This is a genomic window from Actinokineospora xionganensis (assembly GCF_014323725.1).
GTDB lineage: Bacteria > Actinomycetota > Actinomycetes > Mycobacteriales > Pseudonocardiaceae > Actinokineospora > Actinokineospora xionganensis.
In genome coordinates, this window is the sequence record NZ_JABVED010000004.1 from 134,525 (window position 1) to 154,881 (window position 20,357).

Sequence of the window (20,357 nt, forward strand, 5' to 3'; positions counted from 1 at the left end):
GACGTCAATTCGATTCCCCGGGAGACCGCGTGTTCATCGAGGCCCCGCTCAGCAACGGCCAGCTCTACAGCCTGCGCGAGATCGAGTCCTGCCCACCGGCGTCGCTCGCCGACGCGAACCTGCCCGCGACCTGGGACCTGCGGGGCTGGTCCGCCGAGCGGGTGGACACCGCGCTGCGCGAGCTCGTCGAGCGGCACGAGGCCCTGCGCACCAGCTACCACCTGCGCGACGGTGTTCCGGTGCAACGGGTCCACGCCCGGGTGGACCCGCCGATCGAGCGGGTCGACCGCGCGGTCACCGACTTCGGCGACCCGGACCGCACCACCACCGACCTGCTCGGCGAGGCGATCCCGATGACCGGGGGCCTGTGCTGGCGCGGCGTCCTGGTCAGCACCGACGGCGCTCCCATGTTCCTGTCCCTGTCGTTCTCCCACCTGATCCTCGACGTCTGGTCGACCATGGAACTCGCCGCCCGGTTCCGTGCCCTGGCGGCGGGCGAGCCGGTGGAGCCGGGACCGGCGCCGGTGGAACTCGCGCACGGCCGGCGTTCCGAGCTCGCACGGAGCAGGCAGGCGGGTGCGGAACGGTATTGGCGGCGGGTGCTCGCCGACGAGACGCTCCCCCGCTTTCCGTGTCCTTCCGCGGGGGAGGAAAGCAGGCGGATCCAGGCCACCCTGTTCTCCCACCGGCTCGGCGGGGCGGCGGCGGCCGCGGCGAAGCGGCTCGGCGTGACCCCGCCCGCGGTCCTGCTGGCGCTGGTCGCGGCCGGGCTGTCCAAGCACACCGGAGCCGACCGGATCGCGCTGAGCGTGATGTCGTCCAACCGGTTCAGCGAGGAGCACCGCAAGGCGGTCGGCACCCTGAACCAGCTGATCCCGGTGGTGGCCGCGGTGGACCCGGGGGCGACGCTCGGCGAGCACGTCACCCGGCTGCACTGGGCCTGCGCCAAGGCATACCGGCACGCGGGCTACGACATCGACCGCGTCACCGCGCTCGCGCCGGCGGGTGCGCGCGGGTTCAGCACGCTGTTCCCCTGCTGGTTCAACTACCTGCGGCTCGACGGCGTGGCGAGCGACCCGGCCGACGAGACTCCCGCCGTCCTGGAGTGGTCGCCCACGCCCCGGCAGTACGGCCAACCCTTCGACGTGCGCGTCACGGTCCGCGACGGTCGCACCGCCCTCGCGGTCCGGACCGACCCCGACCTCGTCCCCGCCGCCGCGCTCACCGACCTCCTGCGCACCGTCGCCCTGGGCGCCCACCGCGCGGCGACCGAACCGGACAGCACCGTCAGGGAACTCCTGAGCGCGGTCGGGACCGGGGTGCCGCAACCGCTCTTCCCGGTCCTTCCCGATCGCCCGAATCCCTGATCAGACAAGGACTTCCGGCGGGACGGGGTGGCTGAGGAAGCCGGTGGGGCTGGCGGTGAGCCCGTAGGCCCCCGCCTGGAACACCGCGATCAAGTCGCCGATCTCAGCGCGGGGCAGGTCGACGTCGGCGGCGAGCAGGTCGAGTGGGGTGCACAGGCAGCCGACCACGGTCACCGTCTCCGCGGCGGGCTCGTCCATCCGCTCGGCCACCGCCACCGGGTAGTTGCGCCGGATCACCTGGCCGAGGTTGCCCGACGCGGCCAGTTGGTGGTGCAGTCCCCCGTCGACGACCAGGAAGGTCTTTCCCCGTGACCGCTTGCGGTCCACGACGCGGGTGACGTAGACGCCCGCCTCGCCCACCAGGTAGCGGCCGAGCTCGATCACCGCGCGCGCCCGCGGCAGCGCGGGGCGGATCACGCCGTCCACGAGTTTCGCCAGGTTCTCGCCGATGACGCCGAGGTCGAGAGGGCGATCCCGCGCCGAGTACGGGATGCCGAAGCCGCCGCCGAGGTTGAGGTAGCGCACCGGGCCGGGGGCCGCGTCGGCGAACCCGAGGACCAGCTCCACCGTCCGACGCTGCGCCTCGCAGATGCTTTCCGCGTGCAGGTTCTGCGAACCGGCGAACACATGGAAGCCCTGGAAGTCCAGGCCGCCCAAGGTTTTCAGCACGGCGGGCACCCGCTCGGCGTCGATGCCGAACTGCTGTGGGCCGCCGCCGAGCCGCATCCCGGCGCCACGCACGGCGAAATCGGGGTTGACCCGCAGGGCCACCCGGGCCGCGACGCCCAGCTCGTCGGAGACCGCGCGGACCCGGCTGATCTCGTTCTCGGACTCCACCTCGACGGTGACCCCGGCGGCGACGGCCTGGCTCAGCTCGGCGGTGGACTTGCCCGGCCCGGCGAAGCTCACCCGCGCGGCCGAGACCGGCGTGTCCAGCGCGTGCCGCAACTCCAGGCCGGAGGCCACGTCGAACCCGTCCACCAGAGCGCTCAGGTGCTGCAGCAGGGCAGGCATCGGGTTCGCCTTCACCGCGTAGCTCAACCCGATCTCGGCGGGCAGCGCGGCGCGCACGGCCGCGACCCGGGCGGTCACCATGGCCCGGTCGTAGGCGAAGAACGGGGTGCCCCCGACCCGCGCCGCCACCCTGTCCACCGCGATCCCGCCCACCGCGAGCTGCCCGCCGCGGCGGCCGAACGCGGTCACGCCGACACCATCCGGCGTAGCTCCACGCGATCGAACTTGCCGTTCGCCGACCGCGGCAGCTCCGCGAGTTCGAGCACCTGCCGCGGCACCAGATACCCGGGCAGGCCACGGCGCAGCGCGGTCACCAGCGGTTCGGAGCGACATCCGCTCACGGCCAGGACGATCCGCTGGCCCAGGTCCTCGTCCGCGACGCCGAACGCCACCGCCTCGCCCACCAGCCCGGTGGCGTAGGCAGCGTCCTCGATCTCGGTCGGGCTCACCCGGTAGCCGGAGGTCTTGATCATCTCGTCGGTCCGGCCGACGAAGTAGAGGAAACCATCCTCGTCGCGCCGGACCAGGTCGCCGGACCAAGCCGCGATCTCGCCCGTGCCGGGCGGGAAGGGGCGGAACCGCGCGGCCGTGCGCTCCGGGTCGTTCCAGTAGCCCAGCGCCACCAGTGGCCCGCGGTGGACCAGTTCGCCGGGCTCGCCCGGAGCGCACTGCGATCCGTCCGGGCGCACGACCACGACTTCCGCGTCGGGGATCGCCTTGCCGATCGACCCGGGCCTGCGGTCGATCTCCGCCGGGTCCAGGTAGGTGGAGCGGAACGCCTCGGTGAGGCCGTACATCAGGTACGGGGCCGCGGCCGGGAAGATCTCGCGCAGGCGGGCGAGCGTGGCCGCGGGCATCGGCCCGCCGGTGCTGGCCCAGTACCGCAGCCGGGTGGCGGGCCACGGCCGCGCGGCGAGTTGCCGCCACAGCGGAGGCACGCAGGTCAGCGCCGTCACGCCGTGGCGCACACACGCGCGAACCACCTCACCGGGGGTGAGGTAGTTGATCAACACGACGTGCGCGCCCGCCAGGAATCCCGTGGTGAGCTGGCTGAACCCGGCGTCGAAGCTCAGCGGCAGCACCGACAGGACCACGTCGTCCACGGTGTGGCCGAGGTAGCCCGCCACGCTGCGGGCGCCGGTGAGCAGGTTGCGGTGCGACACCATCACCCCCTTGGGCCCACCCGTGCTGCCCGAGGTGTAGAAGATGGCGGCGACATCGCTCTCGGCGACCACCGGTGCCGTGTCGTCGGCCGGGCGGACCGCCGACGGACACAGTTCGTCGATCGGCACCACCCGGGCCGGGAGGTCGGGCCCCAACGCCCGCAGGCGCGGCGCCGAGGTGACCACCAGCGCGGCGGCGCAGTCGGCCAGGATGTGGCGCACCTGGGGCGGTGTCGCCACCGGGTTGACCGGCACCACCACCCCACCCGCGGCGGACACGGCGAACAGGGCGACCACCGTCTCGATCCGTTTCTCCAGGTACACCGCCACCCGCTCGCCCCGGCGCAGACCGAGGTCGCGCAGTCGCGCCCCGGCCGCGCGCACCTCGGCGGCGAGTTCGGCGTAGGTGACGGTGCGGTCCCCGAAGGTCAGCGCCGGCCTGTCGGGCGCCGCGCGGCCGGGCAGGTCATCGAGTCGGGTCGGCATGGCCCACCAGCGGCGACAGCGCCGACCACAGCGATCCGACGGTGGCGAAGGTGGCCTCGTCGACGATCTCGTCGGGCAGCTCGACGTCGTAGCGGTCCTCGATGTCGGAAAGCAGCGCGACCAGGCTCATCGAATCGAGACCCAGTCCCGCGAGTTCGTCGCCCGCGTCGAGCGCGCCGGAATCGGCGAAAGGCAGATGCGGCCGGAGGAGGTTCTGGAATTCATCGGGGATTGTCGCCACTGCGCCACCTCGTAGCCACTTCGTACCGTAGCGAAAACGTCGGACGTCAGATTCCGGTAACCGCCCGGCTGTGTCAACGTGACTCGTCGGCTGTTAATCACCGGCCAGAAGCTGCCAACGGCGAACACATTGTCGGCTCCAGCCACGCGGGTGACGATCGTCTGTGCAGTGGTCCCCGACCCGAGGAGACGAGACGCCATGGAGCAGATTCGCGTGCTGTTGGTCGGGGGACCCGCCGACCTCAGCGAGAACGATGTCCGCGAGATCCCGGCGCTGACCGAGACGGTCAAGGTCACCCGCGGCTGCGGCTACGAGCACTTCCGGTACGCGGGTCGGTCCAGCGAGCGGCACGGCACGCCGTTGCCGGTCTTCGAGTGGTGCCACCGAACCAAGATCGCGGAGTAGTCGGGGTGTCGGGCGAGAAGAGCGCGGACCTCTGCTGGGGGCAGCGGTACGTCTGGCTGCGCCACCAACACCTGCCCGCGCACGCGCGGCACGAGTCCCACATCGTCCGGCATTTCGAGCTGCCCCAAGGTGTTCCGCTCGCCGCGGTCCGCACCACCCTCAACTACCTGGTGCGCAGACACGAGGCGCTGCGCACCACCTACCACTTCGACGCCGACGCCGATCCGTGGCAGCGGGTGCACCCGCCCGCGCCGCTCCCGGTGGTCACCGTCTCGATGGAACGCGACGGCACCGCGACACCGGCCGAGGTGGTCGACGAACTCGCCCGCACCGAGTTCGAACTCACCAAGGAATGGCCGATCCGCGCCTGCGTCATCACCCGCGCGGGCACGCCGAAGACGTTGGTGCTGGTCCTCAACCACATGGCGTTCGACGCCTGGAGCGTCCTGCGGTTCGAACAGGAGCTGGCCGCGCTCGGCGCGGCGATAGCGGCCCGAAGACCCGCGGCACTGGAACCGGTGCGGCACCAGCCGCTGGACCTGGCCCGGTTCGAGACCTCCGTCGAGGCCGCGGCGGCCAAGGAGCGGGCCGCGGCGTTCTGGCGCGAGGACATCGCCGGGATGGCCGCGGACACCCTCGGTTCACGGCGCGGGCCACGGACCGTGCCGGTGGTCCACGGCGCCACACTGACCTCCCCCGCCCTGCTGGACGCGAGCAGGCGGATCGCCGAACGGCACCAGGTGTGGCCCTCGCTGGTGCATGTGGCCGCGTACACCGCGACCATGGCCGCCTACACCGGCAGTCCAGAGGTCACACACCTGTCGTTCGCGGGCAACCGCGGCTCCGGCCGCTACTCCGACGTGATGACGTGCGCGTTCGCGCCGCTGCTGACCCGGGTGGACTGCCAGGGCGATCCGACGTTCGGCGAGCTGCTGCGCCGGGTGGCGCGGCGCTTCGACCAGGTCGCCGAGCACACCCACCTGCCCTACGACGAGCTGCTGGAACTGTTGGCACGGGAGAGTTTCCGACGCGGCGAGGAGCTGCGGACCGGCTCGGAGCTGAACTTCCTGAGCCACGCCACCCAGCGCAGCAACGCCAAACGCACCAAGTTCGGCTCGCACACCGGTCCGTCCACTTGGGCCGAATACGGCGCGGACAGCTACTTCCGGATCTATGAGCTGCGCGACGCGGTCGCCCTGGGGCTCGACGCGATGTCGACGGTGTTCGACGCCGACGCCGTGCGGCGGTTCCTGTTCGGCCACGAGGCGGTCGTGCTCGCCCACGACCCGCCGGGGACCGACCTGCGGCTCACCGAGATGGCCCGGCTGATCGGCTTCGACCCGGCGCGGGCGAACGCGCGCCGGGAGTCGACACCCACGCCGGACCCGGCGGCCGAACGAATCCTCGCCGTCGTGGTGCGCCAGGCCAACCGGCTCGACCACGAGGTCGACACGAGCGGCTGCTACACCGTCGCGGGTGGACGGACGATGCGCGTCCCCCGGGTGCTGGCCCTGCTGCGCGACCACGGGTGGGGTGGGGTGGGCGTCCGCCAGTTCCTCGACGGCACACCCCTGCGGACACTGGCGGGCAGGCTCACCTGGCTGGGCTGACGCCCGAAGGGCGGGACCGCCCGGATCGACGTCGAGCCTCCCCGAAGACTCGACGCCCACGCCCGAGCGTCGTCATCCGTGATCTACCAGGCTCCGCCTGGCCGCCTGCACACCCGCCTGGAACCGGCTCACCGCGTCGAGGTCGCGCATCAACGCGGCGATGTGTCTGCGGCAGGTGCGCAGCGACATCCCGAGCTTGCGGGCCAGCACCTCGTCGGTGAACCCCTTCGCCATCAGCCCCGCGATGGTCTGCCGCAGGTCGTCGGCCACGTCGGCGTAGCCGGTCTCGAACGAGTCCAGCGGGGTCGCCACGTCCCACAGGTGGTCGAAGACGTCGAGCAGGAACTCCACGACCTCGCCGTTGCGCACCCTCGACGCCGTGGTCTCCCCGCTGTCGTCGGCGCCCAGCAGGATGGCCAGCGAGCGGTCCATCACCACGGCGGTGCGCGGGACATGGGTGACCGTGCGCACCTCGGCCCCGGCCGCGGTCAGATTCTTGATCTTCGTCCGGGTGGTGAGGTCGGCACGGTTGCGGTGCCCGCAGACGATCCGCACGCGCACCCCGCGATCGAGCAGGGTCGAGCACACCTGGTGGAAGTCGTCGAAGTCCTCGGCGTCCTGCTTGCCCGACAACAGCAGCATGATCGTGCCGCGGCAGGCGTCGCCCGCCAGCTTCAGATAGCCCCGCACCTCCATCGAGCCGACGACGTTCTCGATCGCGGTGAACTCGGAGGTGAGCCCGCCCGTGCGGGAGTAGTCCTGGCGGAACATCTCGGTGCGCTGCCTGATCTGCGCGATCAGCTCCCGGCGCTGGTAGATCTCCCGCTCCATCGGACTGACCAGCAGCGCGGCGGCGATCTCCGGGTCGACGGGCACGAACTGGTGCGGTCCGCCGCGCTCCTCACGCAGCAGCCTGCTCTCGACCAGCTGCGTGATAGCCCGGCCCGCCTCCGCCAACTCCAGCCCGAGGGTGTCGGCGGCGCGCTGGACCGTCTCGATCGCACCCGCGCGGACGGCGTAGCGGTAGACGCTCGCCACGTGGTCTTCGGTCGCCGGTCTCTCCCCGGCCAGTACCACAGTGTCCGATCGCATGTGTCCTCCACTTTTCGTGCGGTGTCCCTATTCGGTCGGGGTGAGGCGGCGGCCGAGCCCGTTCTCGATCGCCACCCGCCGGATGCCGTCCGCCAGTGTCGTGCCCAGCGCGTCCGCGCCGAGCAGCTCCACCAGCACGACGTCGTCGACGTGGGTGCGGCCCGGGTGTGCGCCTGCCAGCACGGCGCCGAGGTCGGCCTCGATCCGCCGCTCCCCCCGCCAGCGCGACTGACGCCGGTGCCACCCTTCGTGGTGCCGGATGGCCTCGGGGCGTTCGCGCCGCATCGCGACGAAGTTGCGGTGCGCGTTCTCGTCGACCAACGCGAGGTCATCGACGTAGAGCTGGTCGGCCCCGGCAGGCAGTTCGTCGGGCAGGTCCGTGCCCGTCGCGTTGGCCAGCAGCACTCCCGGGGAGAGCGGTCCGATCCGCAGCGGGTCCGCGCCGGGAGCCAGGACAAGCAGGCCTGCGCCGAACGCCGCCCGGCGCATGTCGTCGGTCGCGGTCACGCCGATTCCGGCCAGTTCGAGCCGGTCGAGCACCCCTTGGCCCAGCTGACCGGCGGTCCTGGCGCCGTGCCAGGCGACGTGGCTGAGGTTCGGCACGCACCGGGCGATGACCGACAGGTATCGGCCCGCGACGGCCGCCGAGCCGAAGACAGCGGCCGTGATCACGCCGGGGACGTGCAGTTCGCGGGCCGCCAGCGCGACCAGCACCGCGCCGCGAACCAGGCGCAGGTCGGCCGCGGGGAGCAGGAAGACCCCTCCCGCCGCGTCCTCGAAGGCGACCTGGTCGGCGTCGTTGCCGCCGGGCACCCGCCGGACACCGCCCACCTCGTCGGCATGACGGGTCAGTTCCCCGGCGAGCAGCGCGGGCAGGTCCAGGTCGTCGACGGCCAGCGCCACGTCGTCCGCGCTGAGCAACAGGGCCGGACCTGTCATCGCTGGTGCCTCCGGTCGGATCGAGACAGCGGTCTCGATCCATCTTCCGGACGCTTCTTCTGGCTTCCTTCTCATCCGCTCTCGATCGACGGAAACGCACCGACAGCGGACGAGACGCCGATCGGAAAAGACGCGCTGTTGACTGCCCCTCGATCAGGCGCAGAAAACCGAAGCAATTTCAGATTTGGAGTACGACTATGTTCGGAAAGCGGAATACTTCCCTTGCCTGCCTGGCCATTGGCGCCGCGGGCGTGCTGCTGTTGGGCCAGTCGGCGTACGCTGCCGCGGATTCGTCACCGAACGCCAAATCCCTATCGGGCGAATACTTATCGATGACCGCGGTCGAGTGGTTCGGGTTGGCCGACTCCCCCTGGGACTGACCGCCCGTCGCCTTCGGCCGCGGCGCGCGATCCGCCCGCGGCCGAAGGCGGATCAGTGCTCGCGCGCCTCGGTCGAGCGCCGGATCGGCCCGCTGCCCGCACCCAGCACAGTGGCGACGCCGTCGGCGGCCACCAACGAGGAGGCGGTGTCCAGTCGCGACAGCAGCAGGGCCGCTTCCTTGGAGTCGATCTTCGAGAGCAGGGCGGCGGCCCGGGTCAGCTCGTGGTCGGCCTGGCGGATGTGGCCTGCCGAGTCGTGCACCTCGGAGAGCAGGATGAGCGTCTTGGCCTGCCACAGGGTGGAGCCGAGATCGGTGAACAGGTCCAGCGACCGGGCCAGATTCTCCGCCGCCGTGGTGTTGTCGCCCCTGGCCAGGCACAACTCACCGAGCGCGTAGTGGGACTGCCCCTCGATCATCCGGTCGCCGACGCGCTGGGCGGTCGCCAGCGCGTGCAGCAGCGTCGTCTCGGCGCTGTCCATCCGGCCCTCCCGGCCGCGGACGATGCCGAGCCAGTAGAGCGCGTGTGCCTCGCCGACCCGGTCGCCGATCTCCCGAACGGTGCACAGCACCCGGTGCAGCGCCCTCCTGGCGAGCAGGATCTGCCCGGTGCGCAAGTACAGTTCGGCGAACCGGCTGACCACCTGGGCCTCGCCCCGCAGGTAGTTGGCCTGCCTGCACAACTCGAGGGCGGCGGTGAGCATCTGCTCCGCCACCGGCAGGTCGCCCTCGTCGATCCGGAACTTCGCCATGCTCCGCAGGATGTTCGCCTCGCCGATCACGTCGCCGACCGCGCGCATCTTGACCAGGGCTTCCTCGTACTTGGCCAGCATGTCCTCGAAGTTGCCCAGCACGCGGTCCACCAAGGCGGCGTTGCGCAGCACCAGCGCCTGCCCGTGCGCGTTCCCGCAGGCGGTGAAGATCTGCAGCGCCTCGGCGAAGGAGCCGGCCGCCTCGGCCGTGCGCTTCTGGAACATGTGCAGGGTGCCGAGCGAGTACAGCATCGCCGCGCAGCCGGTCTGGTTGCCCGCGAGCCGCGACGCGGCGTGCGCGAGGTTCGTCGTCTCCCGCCAGTCGTCGAGGTTGCCCTTGACCTCGAACAAGCTGACCAGGGTGAGCGCGAGATCCCAGCAGAGCTCGTCCATGCCCGCCGCGGCGGCCTGTCGCACCGCGGCGACGAGCGCGGCACGCTCGTTCTCCAGCCACACCATCGGGTTCTCGGCGAGTTCGGTCTCCGCCCACTCGGCCACGTCGTGGCGCGGGGCGGCGCCGTGCAGGATCGTGTAGTCCCCGCCGTACTCGCGCCGGTGCGCCAGTTCCGCCAAGGCCAGCCACGATCCGAGGACCCGGCCGAGGGCCGCGTGCCGCTCGGCCTCGGTCTCGGCCTCCGTCAACCGTTCCCTGGCGTAGACCCGGATCAGGTCGTGGAACCGGTAGCGGATGTCACCGGACGGGCCGTGGACCATGTCCAGCATCTGCGCGTCGACGAGCCGCTCCAGCATGTCCTCGGCCCGGGCGAGGTCGGTGTCGAGCAGGGCCGCGGCCGTCCAGCCCGGCAGGCTCGGGACGCGCATCAGCGCCAGCAGCCGGAACAGCCGCTTCGCCCCGTCGGGCAGGCTCCGGTACGCCAGGCCGATGCTGGAGCGCAGCTCGAGTCCGTGGTGGCTGAACTCGTCGAGTCTGCCCACCTCGTTCTTGAGCCTCCTGGTCAGCTCGGTGATCGGCCACCGCGGCCGCGACGCCAGCCGCGCGCCCGCGATCCGCAGCGCCAGGGGCAGCCCACCGCAGTATCGGGCCAGTTCGTCGGCCGCGGCAGGCTCGGCCGCGAGCCGGTCAGGACCCACGATCTTGCCCAGCAGTTCCATGGACGTGTCGTTGTCGAACGCGTCCAGGTCGATCCAGTTCGCCCCGGACAGTCCGCTGAGCCGGACCCGGCTGGTGACGATCACCGCGCAACTCGGGCTGCCCGGCAGCAGCGGCGACACCTGCTGTTCGCTGGTCACGCCGTCGAGAACGAGCAGCAACCGCTTTCCCGCCAGCCTGCTGCGGAAGGTCTCGGCCCGCTCGGCCTGGTCGTCCGGGATCGCCGAGCCGCTGAGTCCGAGCCCGCGCAGGAAGCGCGCGAGCAACACGGTGGTGCGGTCGTCGCCGACGAGTCCCTGCAGGTCGGCGTAGAGATGGCCGTCCGGGAAGTCCTCACCCAGCTCATGGGCGACCCGCAGGGCGAGGGTGGACTTCCCGACCCCGCCGCGCCCGGAGATGGCGATGATGGGCACGGCGTAGCGGGGCGTCGCCGAGTGCCGCGCCGCGGAGAGGACGCGCCTGATCTCGGCGAGGTGCTCGCCGCGACCGATGAAGTCCGCGATGCTGCTCGGCAACTGGCGTGGGCTGGTGCGCTGCTTCTCGCCCGCCGCGGCGGGCGGCTGCTCGGCCCGGGCGGGCAAGTCGAGCGCGGGGGCGCGGTTGAGCACCGCGCGCTCGACGTCGCGCAGTTCCTGGCACGGCTCGATCCCCAACTCGGCGATGAGCGTCGACCTGGCCCGGCGGAACACTTCCAGGGCCTCCGCCTGCCGCCCGGACCGGTAGAGCGCGAGCATCAGGAAGCCGTAGAGCCGCTCTCGAAGGGGGTGCTCGACGATCAGTGCGCGCAGGTCCGCCGTGAGCTCCTCGTGCCTGCCCAGTTCGAGGTCGAGCCGGGTCCGCTCCTCGATGGCCGCGAGCCGCAGCTCGTCGAGCGGCGAGGCGGCCCGGCGCACGACGTCGCTCTGCACGCCGTCGAGGGCGGGTCCCCGCCACAGGTCGAGCGCGTCGCGCAGGGTCGCCGCCGCCTCCGCGGCCTTGCCGTCGGCCGCCTGGCCGTGCGCGGTGCGGACCGCCTTGGCGAAGGCCTCGCTGTCCAACTCGGTGTCCGGCAGCACCAGGAGGTATCCCGACGACCGGGTCTTGATCGCCTCGGGCCTGCCCGCGTCGCAGAACAGCTTGCGCAACCCGGAGATGCACCCCTGGATCTGACCACGTGCCGTGGACGGCGGGGACTCGCCCCACACCGCGTCCATCAACTGCTCGACGGAGGTCACCCGGTTCACCCGCAGCGCGAGCGTCGCCAACACGATTCGGTCGCGCGGCCCGCCGATCTTGAACGAGGACCCGCCTGCGACGAGCTCAAGGGGTCCAAGAATTCTTAACCCCACACGACCCCCTTGCGAACAGCGGTAAGCGCGCTCGCCTATTCGGTCGACGGTCGCGCTACGACGGCGATGACAGGTGTCCCCCGCGGGGCGCCCGCTCCTTACTTTCCAGTAGGGAATTTGCGCCGACAATGGGAACGCTAGCACCGCGGGCGGGAACCGGTGAAGATCCGCGCGAATTCACCCGCATTCGGCGAAAGGGTGAGAGGGGTCGCAATGGGCCACCCGGCATACGCGCCGATCTATTAGCCCAAGCGGTGGAAACGCCCCCCTTGGGCCACTCGCTTCGCCACCGTCGGGCCCCCGCGTCGCGTCGCGACACCATTCGACGGCGGACCGATTCGCGGTCGCGGGCGACGAACTCACCGACCACAATGGACTGTCGGTCCGCCCCGCGGGTGTCCCCGATGGACCCGACTGGCCGGTATTCAGCGAATCGCGGTGACCGGGGGCGCCGTCCGCGCCGCGGCCATGAGACTCTCCACGAGCGCGATCAACAGCTGCTTGGTGGACTCGCGCCGCGCCCCACCGCACAGTCGCACGGGGACGGTCGGGGCCAGGCCGAGGGTCGCGCGGACCTCGTCCGCCTCGGGCGGCCTGCCGCCCTGCACGCCGTCGAGGCCGACCACGAACGGGATGCCGCGGCCGCGGAAGAAGTCGACGGCGGCCGCGGAGTCCTCGAGCGCGCGGGCGTCGGCCAGCACGATCGCGCCGAGGGCGCCGGTGGACAGCTCGTCCCACAGGAACCAGGACCGGTCCTCCGTGGAGGTGCCGAACAGGTAGAGCATCAGCTCCGGGCTGATCGTGATCCGACCCAGGTCGACCCCGACCGAGGCCAGGTCGGCCACCCCACCGACGACGAAGAACTCCTCGACGTGCAGCAGCGGGATGTCGCTGACGGAGCCGACCAGCGCGGGCGTGTCCGTCCCGACCCCGCCCGCCACCAGCACCTTCACCGCGGTGGCGTCGGGGACGGCGGTCTTCGGTTCAGAGCCTGCGGATTCCATCCAGCACCTTCTGCATCATCTCGAGGTCCGGCTCGACCGCGTTCTGGCGCGAGCGCACCATCAGGCAGTTCCGCTCGATCAGGTCGCTGATCAGCACCTTCACCACGCCGAGCGCGAGCCCGACCTTCGCCGCGACTTCGGCGACTGACTGCTGCTCCACGCACACCGCGAGCACGCTGTCGTGCTCTGGTCCCAACTGTTGCGCCTGCAGGCCCGTCGCGGCAACCAAAGTGATCAAGTCGAGTTGGGTGGTGCCGGTTTTGGTGCGGCCGCGGGTGACCGCGTACGCGCGGACCAGCGGCCCGGCGTCCTCGTCGAACCAGGCCTCGTCGTCGCCGTTGTCGATCATGACACCGACGGCGCCGCCGGACCCGCGACCGCCGACCGCGGCGCGGAGGTGAGGTAACTCCCGACTCTGGTCACCATGCGGTTGACCTCGTAGGCGATGATCCCCAGGTCCGAGTCCTGCGCGGCGAGCACGGCGATGCACGCGCCGGTGCCCGCGGCGGTGACCATCATGAACGCGTGCTGCATCTCCACGACGGTCTGGTAGACGTCACCGCCGCCGAAGTGCCTGCCCGCCCCGGTGGCCAGGCTCTGGAACGCCGACGCGACCGCGGCGAGGTGCTCGGCGTCGGCCTGGGCCAGGGTTCTCGACTTCCCGATCATCAGGCCGTCCGCCGACAGCAGCACAGCTCTGTCGACGTCGCCGACACGCTGCACCAAGTCGTCGAGCAGCCAGTCCAGGTTCTTGTTCGTCGACATGCCCGTCATGTTTCCTCCCCTGGCCTGCCTGGTCGGGCACCCGTCTCCGGCTCTCCCGCACGCGCCCGTCGCGTGCCGCGCTGGAACGCCGACATGCTCGCACGAGAACGCTCGGGCGTGGGAATGGAAGCGGGCGGCGCGGGATCGGCGGGGGCCTGACCAGGTTCTTTGCGCAGCTGTGCGGCGAGATTGGCCCGCGGTGTCCGCCGCGCGAGCGGAGCCGTGTGCTTGTTCGGCGCCGCGGGCAGCCGCGGCGGCTCGACCGACGCGGGCGGCGACGCCTGCTTGCTCGGCGCGGGCTTGGTGGACCGCGGCGGCTCGAGCGGGGTCTGCGGGATGCGCTGCGTTGGCGCGCCACCCGCCCGGTCCAGCTTGTCCACAATGGACGGATTGGCGAAGTCGCCGCCCGCCTTCGCTCTACCGTTGCCGTTGCCGTTGCCGTTGGAGCTGGTCGCCGGGGCTGCCTGCTCGTCGGCGGGCGTCATCCAGGTCGAGAAGCCGTTGCTCTCCAAGGCGGGCGCGGGCTCGGCGACCCGGCCGATCGGGAGCTGGCCGCTAGTGCGGCGGTGCAGCGGATCCGGTCTCGTCGGCTCGGGAGTGACCGGCTCGGGCGCCGGGGCGGGCTCACCGGTCCGCCCGGGCTCGCGGACGACAACACTGTTCGGCACGAGGACGACCGCGCGTACACCGCCGTAGATCGACTCGCGCAGCGCGACCTTGATGCCGTGCTGGGTGGCCAGCCGCCCGACCACGAACAGGCCGATGCGCGACTCGCCGGACAGCGCCATCACGCCGAAGTCGGGCGGGCTCTGCAGCCTGCGGTTGAAGTCCTCGAGCTGGTCCTCTTCGATACCGAGGCCCTGGTCCTCGATCTCGATCACGACACCGCGCCCGACCAGGGTGCCGACCACGTCGACGTGCGTCTCCGGCGGGGAGAACGACGTCGCGTTGTCGATCAGCTCGGCGAGCAGGTGGATGAGGTCGGCGACGACCGCGCCCTGCAGCGACACCTCGGGCAGCTTTCCGGTGTTGACCCGCTCGTAGTCCTCGGTCTCGGCGACCGCGCTCCGCACGACGTCGAGCAGGGCGACCGGGTTGCGCCACCGCCGACCCGGCTGCTTGCCGCCGAGAATGATCAGACTCTCGGCGTTGCGCCTGCTTCGGGTGGCGAGGTGGTCTAGCTGGAAGAGCAGGGCGAGCTGGTCCGGATCGTCTTCGGAGCGCTCGGCCTTGTCGAGCACCTTGAGCTGGCGGTGCACCATGACCTGGCTGCGGTGGGCGATGTTGAGGAACACCGAGCGGACACCCTGGCGGATCTCGGCTTCCTTCGCCGTGGCCGCCACGGCGGTGCGCTGAGCCTTGCCGAAAGCGTTCGCGACCTGGCCGATCTCGTCGTCGCCGTGGTCGAACAGCGGCAGTTCGGCCTCGACGTCGACCCGCTCGCCGCGGCCGAGCCGGTCGATCACGTCGGGCAGCTTGTGCTCGGCGACGTCAAGGGTCTCCACGCGCAGCCTGGTGAGCCTGCGGATGAGGCTGCGCGAGAGGCGCAGCGCGATCAGCATCGCGGCGATCGCGACAAGGAGAATCGTCAGACCGGCGGCCAGCGACGTCGCCAGCACGCGGCTGCCGCTGTCGGTGCCCAGGTCGGCCGCGTAGGACGAGTGCGACTTGTACAGGTCGATCAGGCCCGCGGAGACCTTGCGGTTGGCATCCTCCCAGGCGGCGACGTCGAACGGGACCTCGTGCTTTCCGGGGCCCTTGGCCATGATGGAGTCGTCACCTGCGACCAGGGTCTTCCAGTTCGGCGTCGCCTTGAGGGCGGTGTACTGCTTGCGCTCCTGCTCGGTCAGCCGCGGCACGATCGTCTCGATGAGCTCGTGGTAGGTACCCATCTGGTGGGCGAGCTCGTGGAACTCCTTGGTGTCGAGACCGTTGGCCATGGCCCGCTCGACGAGCACGTGCGAGCGCGCCTGCGCCTCGACCGATCGGAACAGCTCGGAGCTGATCATCTGCTCGAAGCCGACCTCGGCGTCGGTCGCCGAGCGCGCGATGCCCTGCACACCCTCGCCGACGAAGTCGACGAGCTCGCCGTAGAAGTCATAGACCTGCTGCACGGTCGCGGTGCCGCTGTCCACCAGCTGACGGGTCGCGGGCAGTTCGCGCGCGGTCTCGTTGAGCCGCTCCAGGGGGCGGCTGAGCTCGTCAGGGGCGTCCGCGGCGAGCGCCTCGGTCGTGGCGGCGAGTTCCTTGACCGCCGTGTCCACCTCGCGCCGCTGGCGGTCGAGCGCGCCCGGGTCGCCTCCGGAGCCGGTCACCTGCAGCGTGGTCAGGCGGCGTTCCTCCTGGACCGCGACGATCACCCGTGAGCTGGGACCGAGCGCGCCGCGCACGTTGTCCGCGAAGGACTGCGTGCTCACACCCTGGTAGGCCAGGTAGACGGAGAGAGCCACACCCACGAGCAGGATCGCGATCGACGGGATCAAGGCGATGGCCAGCACCCGGGACTGGATCGTGCCCGACCCGCGTAACCGGTTCAGTCTCTGCATGGCCGTCGCCCCGGATCCTTCCATGATCATCATCTGAACCGGGCGAACTCGCCGGTCCGGACGCGTCCCATCGCCGTTGTGATCTTTGCCGTCCCAGCCGTAACGATCGAGCCGAACGATCGTTGCGCGGCTATGAATGGAAACACACCGTAGGGATGAATCGGTATGACGTCAAACAATGCGCGGGGCGCGGCTATAGGCGAGCGGGGCGCCCGCATTAGAGGGCGCGTCGGGGCCGGGATTGCCGGCACCCGCGGGCCGCGGGCCAGGATTTTCTGCAAGCTTCGAAGAGGTGGTCCGAGAACTTATAGCAGATCACCCTTACGGGTGATACTCCAGGGTAGCTTCACCAAATGGCCTAGTCTTGATTACTCCGAACGGGGGATCGCCCTTCCCGTGTGGGCGTACGTAGAGTGTCGGTCGACCACCGACGGCAAGGTGCTGATCACATCACACACCGTGTTGTCGGTTGTTCGTGCCGCCCGCGTAAATAGCAAGAGGCTTCTTTCTTTCAGACCCGAGACCGCTTTACCCATTGTATTTCCGATGTGATAAAAACTAGACCACCGCGCGACCGGGATGCTCACGGATCGCGCGTTTTCGCAGTTGAACCAGCGTGCGGACCGGGATTAACGCTCCTGCCGCGCATTCCCGGAAGGAGTTCGGATGGCAGGCCCCGGCGAGCCGACTGCCCGCACGGAGGAATCCCCGGACGCCAAGCCGAGGGTCGGCAGGCGCAAGTTCCTCACGTTCCTGGTCGCCGCCCCGACTCTCACCGTCGCCGCGAAGTACACCTTCGACCCGGTCGCCGACGCCCTGCCGAGTCTCCCCGCGCCCTCCGAGCTCCTCGACCTCGGTGACGTCATCACACTGGCGACCAAGCCGACGGCGTGGTCGATGGTGCTGCGGGTCGAAGACGACGGCCGGGTCCGGTTCGAACTCCCCCGCGCCGAGTCCGGCCAGGGCATCACCACGACCGCGGCCATGATCATCGCCGAGGAGCTGGGCGCCCGGCTCTCGGACGTCGCGGTGGAGCTCTCCGACGCCAAGCCCGAGTTCCTGTGGAACCAGTTCACCGCGGGATCGACCGGGGTCCGGACGCTGTGGAGCCCGCTGCGCGGGATCGCCGCGACCGCCCGCGCGCGGCTGATCACCGCCGCCGCGAGGCGTCTCGGTGTCGAAGCGGGCACGCTGACCACTCGTGACTCCGCGGTGTGGGCGCCCGACGGGCGCAGCGAAAGCTTCGGTTCACTGGCCTCGGCCGCCGCGTCGACCACCAGCACCGCGGTGTCCACCGCGCCGAAGGACGCCTCGGGCTACACCCTGATCGGCAAGCCGACCGGCCGCATGGACGCCCGTGACATCGTCACCGGCAAGGCCGAGTACGCCATGGACATGACGATCGAGGGCGCGCTGGCGACCGTGGTCGCGCGGCCGCCGACGATCAAGGGCACGGTCGTCTCGTTCGACGCCGCACCCGCCCTGGCCATCCCCGGCGTGGTCGCGGTGACCCAGATCCCCAGCGGTGTCGCGGTCAGCGCCGAGACCATCGACCTGGCGCTCAAGGGCCGCGACGCGCTCGTGATCACCTGGAAGAACGGGCCCGCGGTCGGGCTGTCCGACGCCGACATCCGTACCAAGCTGCGCGCCTCGACCGCGCCGCTCGCCGTCCCCCGGCTGCTGACCAACCACCTCGACGCGAGCTTCGACTTCGGTTTCGTCAGCCACGCGCCGATGGAGGTGCACAGCGCCATCGCCGACGTCCGCGAGGACGGCGCCGAGGTGTGGGTGGCCTGCCAGTCGCCGATCATGGCCCAGAACGACGTCGCGGGCGCCATCGGCCTGCCCTCGTCGAAAGTCAAGCTCCACGTCCTGCGCGCGGGCGGCTCGTTCGGCCGCAGGCTGTTCTGGGAGCCCGCCGTCGAGGCAGCGCTGGTCTCCAAGAAGATCGGCAGGCCGGTCCGGCTGATGTGGACCCGCACCGACGACGTGCGCCACGGCAGGCTGCGGCCCGCGTCGCACCACAAGATCAGGGCGACCTACCTGCTCGGCGAGGTGTTGTCCTTCGAGCACCGGATGGCCTCGGTCGAGACCGACCTCAAGCACGGCTTCGGTGAGATCGTCTCCGCCAGCGGCGCCGCCGTCTCCGGCCCCGGCGACGGGCTGCTGTTCTTCCACCTCTCGGCGTCCAACCCGTACCACTTCGGACTTGTCACGCAGCTGTTGACCGAGGTTCCCGTTCCGGTGCACACCGGCAGCTGGCGCTCGGTGTACTCGGCGGGCCTGCGCACGGCCGAGGAAGTGGTCGTCGACGAGCTCGCCGCGAAGATGGGCAAGGACCCGGTGCAGTTCCGGATGTCGGTGCTGAAGTCCAAGCGGGCCAAGGACGTGCTGGCCAAGGTCGCCAAGGAAGGCCAGTGGGGCAAGGCGATGCCGCGCGGCTGGGCGCAGGGTGTCGCGGTGCACGAGGAGTACCGGTCGGTCACCGCGTGCCTGGTGGAGATCAACGCCACCGACCCGAAGGCGCCCAGGGTGACCCGGGCGACCATCGCGGTCGACGTGGGTCTGGCGATCAACCCGACTGGTCTCAAGGCCCAGATGATGGGCGGGCTGATGGACGCGATCTCAACCGTCCTGCAGGCGGGCGTGCACCTCGACGCGGGCAAGGTCCGGGAGAAGAGCTACGCCGACTTCCGCTACGCGAGGCAGAAGGACGCGCCGATCAAGCTCGACGTGTTCGTGATGCCCCCGACCGGCGAACCCGGTGGCGCGGGCGAACTCGGTGTGCCCGCGGCGGCGGGGGCGGTGGCCAACGCCTACGCCAGGGCGACCGGAACCAAGCCGCGCAGCTTCCCGATCAACTTCTGAGGAGTACGTCCGTGCCCACGTACAGGTTCAACGTCAACGGCAAGCCGGTCGCGGTCGAGGCGCCCGCGGACACGCCGCTGCTCTGGGTGCTGCGCGAGCGGCTCGGCCTCACGGGGCCGAAGTACGGCTGCGGTGTCGGGGCGTGCCGGGCATGCACCAGTCACCTCGACGGCAAGGAGTTCCAGCCGTGCACCGTCGCGGTCTCGGAGTGCGGCGGCCGCAAGATCACCACGATCGAGGGCCTGGCCGACGGGGACGAACTGCACCCGGTCCAGCAGGCCTGGCTCGATGAGGACGTCGCGCAGTGCGGGTTCTGCCAGCCCGGCCAGATCATGGCCGCGGCCGCCCTGCTGAAGACGAACAAGACGCCGACCGACGCCGAGATCGACGCGATCGAGAACGTCTGCCGCTGCGGCACCTACTGCCGCATCCGCGACGCCATCAAGCGCGCGTCCGCGGCCATGTAGTCATTCATCCACAGTGGACAGCCCGGCGGGTCGCGACGACCGCCGGGCATCGTCGTTTGCTCAAACCCTTGACATGCAAGGTGTACAGCCAATCGGCCCATGTCCCTTTTGGACTATTCGGAGTACCCCGGCGAAAGTTCTACTCACCAGTAGGCTAATCTCTGAGCCCTATCGGATCCCCCTCGGAGCGCGGTGAACGGCTCCGGCCGATCAAGGAGGCTCAATGTCCGCCCGCACACTGTCCATTCTGGCCACCGCCCTGCTGCTCGCCGGATGCGGTCAGACCGACACCCCGCCCGCGGCCGAGTCGCCGTCGTCGAACGCCCCGGCCCCGGCTCTGCGCGGCGGCGGCACCTTCGCCGCCTTCGCACCTGATGGCGCGGCAACCGTGTACAACGCGGAACTGCTGCCCGCCGGGTCCTCCGCGGAGGCCGTGGTGAACGCCTCGGACAGCGGCGTGCGCACGGAGCTCAAAGTCACAGGCCTGCTCCCCAACCGGGCCTACGGCGCCCACGCCCACGTGAAGCCCTGCGGCGAGAAGGGCGACGCCGCGGGCCCGCACTTCCAGGACAAGGCCGACCCGGTGACCCCGTCGGTCGACCCCGCCTACGCCAACGCCAAGAACGAGATCTGGTTGGACCTCACCACCGACGCGACCGGCAGCGCCACTGCCACCTCCACAGTGGACTGGAAGCTCACCGACCGCAAGCCCGCCTCCGTGGTGATCCACGAGAAGGCGACGCAGACCCACGCGGGCCACGCCGGCACCGCGGGCGCGCGACTGGGCTGCATCACCCTCAAGTAACTGTTCCGCCTCCCC

At 70.8% G+C, this 20,357-nt stretch carries 16 protein-coding genes; 6 read left to right on the forward strand and 10 right to left on the reverse strand.

Annotation, left to right across the window (positions count from 1 at the left end; all coding sequences use genetic code 11):
• Positions 1-29 precede the first annotated feature (29 nt).
• Positions 30-1,367, forward strand: coding sequence for a condensation domain-containing protein (locus GPZ80_RS09350; RefSeq protein ID WP_187219896.1), 1,338 nt, complete (start codon positions 30-32; stop codon positions 1,365-1,367).
• Here the strand turns inward: GPZ80_RS09350 and GPZ80_RS09355 are convergent, their stop codons facing one another.
• The 3 genes from GPZ80_RS09355 to GPZ80_RS32565 are packed head-to-tail and all read right to left on the reverse strand — an operon-like array spanning position 1,368 to position 4,271.
• Positions 1,368-2,570, reverse strand: coding sequence for a pyridoxal-dependent decarboxylase, exosortase A system-associated (locus GPZ80_RS09355; RefSeq protein WP_312880222.1), 1,203 nt, complete (start codon positions 2,568-2,570; stop codon positions 1,368-1,370). It lies immediately after the preceding gene.
• On the reverse strand, positions 2,567-4,030 hold the full coding sequence (locus GPZ80_RS32065; protein ID WP_222719102.1) for an acyl-CoA ligase (AMP-forming), exosortase A system-associated: 1,464 nt from the start codon (positions 4,028-4,030) through the stop codon (positions 2,567-2,569). Before GPZ80_RS32065 ends, GPZ80_RS09355 begins: the two co-directional genes overlap by 4 nt.
• The gene (locus GPZ80_RS32565; protein WP_187219898.1) at positions 4,011-4,271 is read right to left on the reverse strand and encodes a phosphopantetheine-binding protein; all 261 of its coding nucleotides are present in this window, start codon (positions 4,269-4,271) and stop codon (positions 4,011-4,013) included. Before GPZ80_RS32565 ends, GPZ80_RS32065 begins: the two co-directional genes overlap by 20 nt.
• Before the next feature lie 198 nt (positions 4,272-4,469).
• Between GPZ80_RS32565 and GPZ80_RS09365 the strand changes: the two genes are divergently transcribed.
• Together GPZ80_RS09365 and GPZ80_RS09370 are read left to right on the forward strand one after the other, a co-directional pair.
• Complete coding sequence (locus GPZ80_RS09365) at positions 4,470-4,676, forward strand: DUF5988 family protein (protein WP_187219899.1); 207 nt, start codon at positions 4,470-4,472, stop codon at positions 4,674-4,676.
• 5 nt (positions 4,677-4,681) lie between these two features.
• The gene (locus GPZ80_RS09370; RefSeq protein ID WP_187219900.1) at positions 4,682-6,286 is read left to right on the forward strand and encodes a condensation domain-containing protein; all 1,605 of its coding nucleotides are present in this window, start codon (positions 4,682-4,684) and stop codon (positions 6,284-6,286) included.
• 72 nt (positions 6,287-6,358) lie between these two features.
• Here the strand turns inward: GPZ80_RS09370 and GPZ80_RS09375 are convergent, their stop codons facing one another.
• The 7 genes from GPZ80_RS09375 to GPZ80_RS09405 all read right to left on the reverse strand — a co-directional run bounded on the left by GPZ80_RS09375 (position 6,359) and on the right by GPZ80_RS09405 (position 16,202).
• Positions 6,359-7,378, reverse strand: coding sequence for a hypothetical protein (locus GPZ80_RS09375; RefSeq protein ID WP_187219901.1), 1,020 nt, complete (start codon positions 7,376-7,378; stop codon positions 6,359-6,361).
• Between the two features lie 27 nt (positions 7,379-7,405).
• Positions 7,406-8,317 carry a hypothetical protein gene (locus tag GPZ80_RS09380; RefSeq protein ID WP_187219902.1) on the reverse strand — a complete coding sequence of 304 codons (912 nt, stop codon included), beginning with the start codon at positions 8,315-8,317 and terminating at the stop codon, positions 7,406-7,408.
• Between the two features lie 432 nt (positions 8,318-8,749).
• Positions 8,750-11,887, reverse strand: coding sequence for an AfsR/SARP family transcriptional regulator (locus GPZ80_RS09385; protein WP_187219903.1), 3,138 nt, complete (start codon positions 11,885-11,887; stop codon positions 8,750-8,752).
• A 425-nt stretch (positions 11,888-12,312) separates the two neighbouring features.
• Positions 12,313-12,891, reverse strand: a complete 579-nt coding sequence (locus tag GPZ80_RS09390) for a GTP-binding protein (protein ID WP_187219904.1) — start codon at positions 12,889-12,891, stop codon at positions 12,313-12,315.
• Positions 12,872-13,240: a DUF742 domain-containing protein gene (locus tag GPZ80_RS09395; RefSeq protein ID WP_187219905.1), complete on the reverse strand. Its 369-nt coding sequence runs from the start codon at positions 13,238-13,240 to the stop codon at positions 12,872-12,874. The genes GPZ80_RS09390 and GPZ80_RS09395 overlap by 20 nt, the downstream gene beginning before the upstream one ends.
• The gene (locus tag GPZ80_RS09400; RefSeq protein ID WP_187219906.1) at positions 13,237-13,665 is read right to left on the reverse strand and encodes a roadblock/LC7 domain-containing protein; all 429 of its coding nucleotides are present in this window, start codon (positions 13,663-13,665) and stop codon (positions 13,237-13,239) included. The genes GPZ80_RS09395 and GPZ80_RS09400 overlap by 4 nt, the downstream gene beginning before the upstream one ends.
• Entirely contained in the window at positions 13,662-16,202 is a 2,541-nt protein-coding gene (locus GPZ80_RS09405) for a sensor histidine kinase (protein ID WP_187219907.1), read from the reverse strand. The genes GPZ80_RS09400 and GPZ80_RS09405 overlap by 4 nt, the downstream gene beginning before the upstream one ends.
• A 666-nt stretch (positions 16,203-16,868) precedes the next feature.
• On the opposite strand from GPZ80_RS09405, the gene GPZ80_RS09410 reads away from it, so the two are divergent.
• From GPZ80_RS09410 to GPZ80_RS09420, 3 genes are all read left to right on the forward strand, one after another.
• Positions 16,869-19,070, forward strand: a complete 2,202-nt coding sequence (locus tag GPZ80_RS09410; RefSeq protein ID WP_187219908.1) for a xanthine dehydrogenase family protein molybdopterin-binding subunit — start codon at positions 16,869-16,871, stop codon at positions 19,068-19,070.
• 11 nt (positions 19,071-19,081) lie between these two features.
• The gene (locus GPZ80_RS09415; RefSeq protein WP_187219909.1) at positions 19,082-19,537 is read left to right on the forward strand and encodes a (2Fe-2S)-binding protein; all 456 of its coding nucleotides are present in this window, start codon (positions 19,082-19,084) and stop codon (positions 19,535-19,537) included.
• Between the two features lie 223 nt (positions 19,538-19,760).
• Positions 19,761-20,342, forward strand: a complete 582-nt coding sequence (locus GPZ80_RS09420) for a superoxide dismutase family protein (protein WP_187219910.1) — start codon at positions 19,761-19,763, stop codon at positions 20,340-20,342.
• The last annotated feature ends 15 nt before the right edge of the window (positions 20,343-20,357 follow it).

Excerpts from the sequence above, each read along its gene's own strand:
- GPZ80_RS32065 (WP_222719102.1), bottom strand. The coding sequence starts at position 4,030 with ATGCCGACCCGACTCGATGACCTGCCCGGCCGCGCGGCGCCCGACAGG.
- GPZ80_RS09365 (WP_187219899.1), top strand. The coding sequence starts at position 4,470 with ATGGAGCAGATTCGCGTGCTGTTGGTCGGGGGACCCGCCGACCTCAGC.
- GPZ80_RS09375 (WP_187219901.1), bottom strand. The coding sequence starts at position 7,378 with ATGCGATCGGACACTGTGGTACTGGCCGGGGAGAGACCGGCGACCGAA.
- GPZ80_RS09380 (WP_187219902.1), bottom strand. The coding sequence starts at position 8,317 with ATGACAGGTCCGGCCCTGTTGCTCAGCGCGGACGACGTGGCGCTGGCC.
- GPZ80_RS09390 (WP_187219904.1), bottom strand. The coding sequence starts at position 12,891 with ATGGAATCCGCAGGCTCTGAACCGAAGACCGCCGTCCCCGACGCCACC.
- GPZ80_RS09395 (WP_187219905.1), bottom strand. The coding sequence starts at position 13,240 with ATGATCGACAACGGCGACGACGAGGCCTGGTTCGACGAGGACGCCGGG.
- GPZ80_RS09400 (WP_187219906.1), bottom strand. The coding sequence starts at position 13,665 with ATGACGGGCATGTCGACGAACAAGAACCTGGACTGGCTGCTCGACGAC.
- GPZ80_RS09405 (WP_187219907.1), bottom strand. The coding sequence starts at position 16,202 with ATGCAGAGACTGAACCGGTTACGCGGGTCGGGCACGATCCAGTCCCGG.
- GPZ80_RS09410 (WP_187219908.1), top strand. The coding sequence starts at position 16,869 with ATGGCAGGCCCCGGCGAGCCGACTGCCCGCACGGAGGAATCCCCGGAC.
- GPZ80_RS09420 (WP_187219910.1), top strand. The coding sequence starts at position 19,761 with ATGTCCGCCCGCACACTGTCCATTCTGGCCACCGCCCTGCTGCTCGCC.